The sequence below is a fragment of the Micromonospora sp. BL1 genome (genome assembly GCF_003667485.1).
Taxonomy (GTDB): Bacteria; Actinomycetota; Actinomycetes; order Mycobacteriales; family Micromonosporaceae; genus Micromonospora; species Micromonospora tulbaghiae.
The window spans coordinates 1-5,081 of sequence record NZ_RCVK01000288.1 but is presented as its reverse complement, the minus strand read 5'-3'; the positions used below and the strand labels follow the sequence as shown (position 1 = coordinate 5,081).

The following is a 5,081-nucleotide window of genomic DNA, read 5'->3' as shown; positions in this document are numbered from 1 at the left end:
AAGGCTATTCGTCGGCAGCGTCAGATGTGTATACGAGACAGGTCGCCCCGGGGGGGGCGGAACGGGCGGGTCGGCTCGGGCGCCGGCTCCGGCTCGGCCGGGGGCTCGTACCGGCGCGCCGGCTCCGGCCCGGCACCCGGCTCGTACTGCCGGGGCGTCTCGGACTCGGCGGACGGCGGGTACTGCCGCGTCGCCTCCGGGCCGGGGGCCGGCTCGGCGCGCAGCGGCTCGTACGGCCGTACCGCCTCGGGCCGGGGTGGCTCGTAGGCGGCGGGTGGCTCGACGCGGGCCGGCTCGTACGGCCGCACCGGCTCGGGCGCCCACTCGGCCGCACGGTCCTCGCGGGCGGTGCGGTGGGCGGCGCTGTCGTCCTCCCACTCGCGCCGCTCGGCGGCGGGCTCCTCGGCGCGGCGGGCGGGTGGCTCCTCCGGGCCTCGGACCGGCGGCTCCTCGGCCCGGCGGGCCGGCGGCTCGTCGGTGCGGGCCCACGGCGGGGCCCAGCCGTCACCCCAGCTCGGTCGGTTCCAGGAGGGCCCCGACCAGTCCGGCTCACCGGCCCTCGGGTCGTCGGCCGCCGGGATCTCGGCCGCGGCCCGCGGCTCGGCGGCGGCGGCCCGGCCCTCGGGCGGGTGGACCTCGCCCGGTGCGTGCTCCGGCCGGTTCGCGGCCGGCTGGGTGACGGGCCGGTCGGCCCAGCCCCGGGACAGCGACGGGGTGGACTCGGTGTTCGGCGCGTGGAAGCCCGGCGGCACCTCGAAACCGGAGGCGGCGGCGCCGACCGGCGGGACCTGGAGCGCCGGGGGCGCGGAGGTCGGCCCGCTCTCGGCCCAGCGCGGCGCCCGGACGGCCGGGTCGTCGGCGGCGTGCCGGGAACCGGCGTCCCCCGGGTCGGTCGGCTGCTCGATCGTCGGCGCCGGGCGCGGGGCCGGTACGGCCAGTCGTTCGCCGTCGGTGGGCCGGGGCGGCTCCTCCGCGGGCGGGGCACTGACCGGCGCCTGGCGGGTCACTGGCGACTCCTCCCCGGCGTGGTGCACGCCGTTGACGTGGCGGCCGTTGACGCGCCCCGGTTCCGGCGCGGAGTGGCCGGGCAGCGGGGCCGGCAGGTCGCCGTGCCGGGGCGAGGAGGCGGCCCAGCCGCCGAGGTCGCCGTAGGGCCAGCCGCCGGGCGCCGGAGCGCCGCGGGACCAGCCGTTCGGCGGGGGCGCCCAACCGCCGCCGGTACGGGCCGGTTCGTCCTGCTGGCCCGTCCCGTCGCCGTGCTCTCCCGGGGTGGCGGCTCCGGGTTGCCCTGTTTCACTCACCGCGCGCTCCTTGGTCGCCCCCGCTGAGGCTACCGTGTGGTGACAGTGGCGATAAGTTACAGCGGCGGGCCAATTCCGCGACGGGTTCACGAACCCGGACCGGTTCGGGTGATACGTGCCGGCTCGTACGCAGATACTCGGAGGATCCGATGACCGCAGTGGGGAACGGTGCACAGACCGCCGGTCGGCCCACCCGCCTGCCCCGCTCGGCGCGCCGTAAGCAGCTGCTCGCCGCCGCTCAGGAGGTGTTCGTCGCGCAGGGCTACCACGCCGCCGCGATGGACGACATCGCCGAGCGGGCGGGTGTCTCGAAGCCGGTGCTCTACCAGCACTTCCCCGGGAAGATGGAGCTCTACCTCGCGCTGCTGGACACGCACTGTGACGCGATAGTGGCCAACGTGCAGGACGCGATGAGCGGCACCAACGACAACAAGGAGCGCGTCGGCGCCGCGGTGCGCGCGTACTTCGACTTCGTCGACCACGAGAGCGAGGCGTTCCGGCTGGTCTTCGAGTCGGACCTGCGCAACGACCCGGCGGTGCGGCAGCGGGTGGAGCGGGTCGAGCAGGGCTGCATCGCGGCCATCACCGACACGATCATCTCGGACACCGGGGTCAGCCGCTCGCACGCCGAACTGCTCGCCTCGGGTCTGGTCGGCGCCGCCGAGACCGCCGCCCAGTTCTGGCTCGCCGGCGGCCGCCAGGTGCCCAAGGCGGAGGCCGAAGCGCTGGTCGCGGCCCTGTCCTGGCGCGGCATCGCCAGCTTCCCGCTGCAAGGTGAGTCAGCCTGAACATCGGGCCGCCGGATCGGATAGCCTTCCCACGGTGGCTTTTTCGCCCCAGTTGAGGAGGCACAGTGGAGGTCAAGATCGGCGTGCAGTACGCGCCGCGGGAGCTGGTCCTGGAGAGCGCGCAGTCGCCGGCCGAGATCGAGCAGATCGTGACCGACGCCTTCGCCAAGAGTGAGGGCACCCTCTCCCTGACCGACGAGAAGGGCCGGCGCGTGATCGTGCCGGTCGGCAAGGTCGCCTACGTCGAGATCGCCGAGGCGTCGCCTCGCGCGGTCGGGTTCACCGTTCGCTGATTCCCGCGGCACCGGCCGCCGTGGCGGGCCTCCCGCCACGGCGGCTCAGTTGTTCAACCCGACAGCCGTCATGCGCGCAGCGTGCGCCTCGGTCAGCCGGCGCAGCAGCCCCGGCACGTCCCCGCCGGTCCGCCCGATCAACGCGACGAGCGCGCCCCGGTCGGCGGCGGCCACCCGGCCCGCCTGGGACAGCGCCTCCCCGAGCAGCCGCCGCGCCCACATCGACAGCCGCCCGGCGGCCCGGGGATCGGCCTCGATCGCGGCCCGGATCTCGGCGCCGGCGAACTCGGCGTACCGGGAGTCGTGCAGCACGTCGAGCAGCAGTGTCCGGTCGGGGCCGGCCAGGCCGTCGGCGATCCCACGCAGGAAGTCGTCGGTGATCGCGTCCCCCACGTACGCCTTCGTCACCGCCTCCGCCCAGTCCCGCGGCTCGGTCGAGTCGTGGTAGGCCCGCAGCGCCTCGACGTAGGGGGCCATCGCCTCCTCCGGGGTGACGCCCCGGGCGGCGAGCCGGTCGGTGAGCCATCGGTAGTGCGCGATCTCGGCGGCGGCCATCTCGCTGAGCGCGGCGCGGCGGCGCAGGTCGGGTGCGAGGCGCGCGTCGGCGGCGAGGCGGTCGAACGCGAGCAGTTCGCCGTAGGCGACGAGCCCGAACAGATCGGTCGCGGCAGGGTCGGGGACGGCGGGGTGGGGGGCGGACACGAGCGCAGGCTACCGGCGCCACCCCTGTGACTCAAGTCACAACGAACCGCCCCACGTGCACGGCCACCACCTGGGAATCGGGACGCCTCAGGGGCCGTTCAGGTAGGATGAGACAGTTGCCGTGGGCACCGAATCGGTCACTTGCTGATCAACGCCGGTCCCCGACGCGCGTGCGGCCCGGTCCGGCTCGGCGAAATCGCCCCTGACCGCGTGGCCCGCGCCACACCGATCGCGCCCTGAGGACCTGAGGGGCGCACCACGAGAGGGCACCCCCAAATCCATATGAGCGAGCAGATTTCCGGCCAGCCACTGGCCCCCACCGCTCCGGTCCCCCCGGAGGCACCCACGTTCGCCGCGCTCGGCGCGCGGCAGGAAACCGTCGAGGCGCTGGCCGCCGCCGGCATCACCCGCGCCTTCGCCATCCAGGAGTACGCGCTGCCGATCGCGCTGCGCGGCGTCGACCTGATCGGGCAGGCGCCGACCGGCACCGGCAAGACGCTCGGCTTCGGCATCCCGCTGCTGGAGCGGGTGTTCGCCCCGTCCGAGGGCAGCGACGGCGTCCCGCAGGCGCTCGTCGTCGTACCCACCCGTGAGCTGGGCATCCAGGTCGCCAAGGACCTCGACGCCGCGGGCCGCACCCGGGGCGTCCGGGTGCTGCCGATCTACGGCGGCGTGGCCTACGAGCCGCAGATCGAGGCGCTGCGCAAGGGCGTCGAGATCCTGGTCGGCACCCCGGGCCGCCTGCTGGACCTGCAGAAGCAGAAGCACCTGCGGCTGGACCGGGTCCGCGCGCTCGTCCTCGACGAGGCCGACCGCATGCTCGACCTGGGCTTCCTGGACGACGTCGAGAAGATCCTGGCGATGCTGCCGGAGGACCGGCAGACCATGCTGTTCTCGGCCACCATGCCGGACCCGATCGTCGCGCTGTCCCGGCGCTTCCTGCGCCGCCCGGTGACGATCCACGCCGGGCACACCGCCGAGACCGGTCCGTCGCCGCAGACCAAGCAGCTCGCGTACCGCACGCACTCGCTGAACAAGGTCGAGATCGTGGCGCGCATCCTCCAGGCCGAGGGCCGCGGGCTGACCATGATCTTCACCCGTACCAAGCGGGCCGCCGACCGGGTCGCCGAGGATCTCGACTTCCGCGGCTTCGCCGTCGCCGCCGTGCACGGCGACCTCGGTCAGGGCGCGCGCGAGCGGGCGCTGCGAGCGTTCCGCGCCGGCAAGATCGACACGCTGGTCGCCACCGACGTGGCGGCGCGGGGCATCGACGTCACGGGCGTCACGCACGTGATCAACTACGACTGCCCCGAGGACCAGGACACCTACACCCACCGCATCGGCCGTACCGGCCGGGCCGGGGCCACGGGTTCCGCCGTGACGTTCGTCGACTGGGACGACATGCCCCGCTGGCGGATCATCGACAAGACGCTCGGGCTGGACATGCCCGAGCCGCCGGAGACGTACCACACCTCCGCGCACCTCTACACGGACCTGGCCATCCCGACGGACGTCAGCGGCACGCTGCCGACCGCCGAGCGCACCCGCGCCGGTCTGTCCGCCGAGGTCGAGGAGGACCTGGGCGGCGGCGGCCGGTCGCGCCGGGGTGCGCGGCGCGGTGACAGCCGGGGCCGCGAGCGTGGCGACCGCGACCGCGGTCGGGGCCGGGGCGGCGACGGCGGTTCGTCCGCCGGTTCGCCCGCCGCGCAGGCCGACGCCGGGGACGACGAGACCCCGCGTACGCCGCGTCGCCGGCGTCGTCGCCGGGCCGGTGAGACGGTGGCCGGTGAGCCGACCGCGGTAATCGGCACCGAGGGCGCGGCCGAGACCGCCGCCGCGCCGCAGCCCACGGAGGGCGAGGCCGCGAGCACCAAGCCCCGTCGTCGTCGCCGTCGCCGCAGCGGCAGCACCGGCGCACCCGCCGAGGCCACCAACGCCGACTGACCCACACCGACGGAAACGGCCTCCCGGACCCCCGGTCCCGGAGGCCGTCGCCA

4 protein-coding genes are annotated in these 5,081 nt (G+C 75.3%); 3 read left to right on the top strand and 1 reads right to left on the bottom strand.

What is annotated here, in order from left to right; all coding sequences use genetic code 11:
- Positions 1-1,450 precede the first annotated feature (1,450 nt).
- Together EAD96_RS21635 and EAD96_RS21630 are read left to right on the top strand one after the other, a co-directional pair.
- Positions 1,451-2,089: a TetR/AcrR family transcriptional regulator gene (locus tag EAD96_RS21635; protein ID WP_013288691.1), complete on the top strand. Its 639-nt coding sequence runs from the start codon at positions 1,451-1,453 to the stop codon at positions 2,087-2,089.
- Positions 2,090-2,154: 65 nt separating this feature from the next.
- The gene (locus EAD96_RS21630) at positions 2,155-2,382 is read left to right on the top strand and encodes a DUF3107 domain-containing protein (protein ID WP_013288692.1); all 228 of its coding nucleotides are present in this window, start codon (positions 2,155-2,157) and stop codon (positions 2,380-2,382) included.
- 45 nt (positions 2,383-2,427) lie between these two features.
- On the opposite strand, the gene EAD96_RS21625 is transcribed toward EAD96_RS21630, so the two are convergent.
- Positions 2,428-3,084, bottom strand: a complete 657-nt coding sequence (locus EAD96_RS21625) for a ferritin-like fold-containing protein (RefSeq protein ID WP_121685588.1) — start codon at positions 3,082-3,084, stop codon at positions 2,428-2,430.
- Between the two features lie 282 nt (positions 3,085-3,366).
- Here EAD96_RS21625 and EAD96_RS21620 point away from each other — a divergent pair, with 282 nt between their 5' ends.
- Positions 3,367-5,028: a DEAD/DEAH box helicase gene (locus EAD96_RS21620; protein ID WP_121685587.1), complete on the top strand. Its 1,662-nt coding sequence runs from the start codon at positions 3,367-3,369 to the stop codon at positions 5,026-5,028.
- The last annotated feature ends 53 nt before the right edge of the window (positions 5,029-5,081 follow it).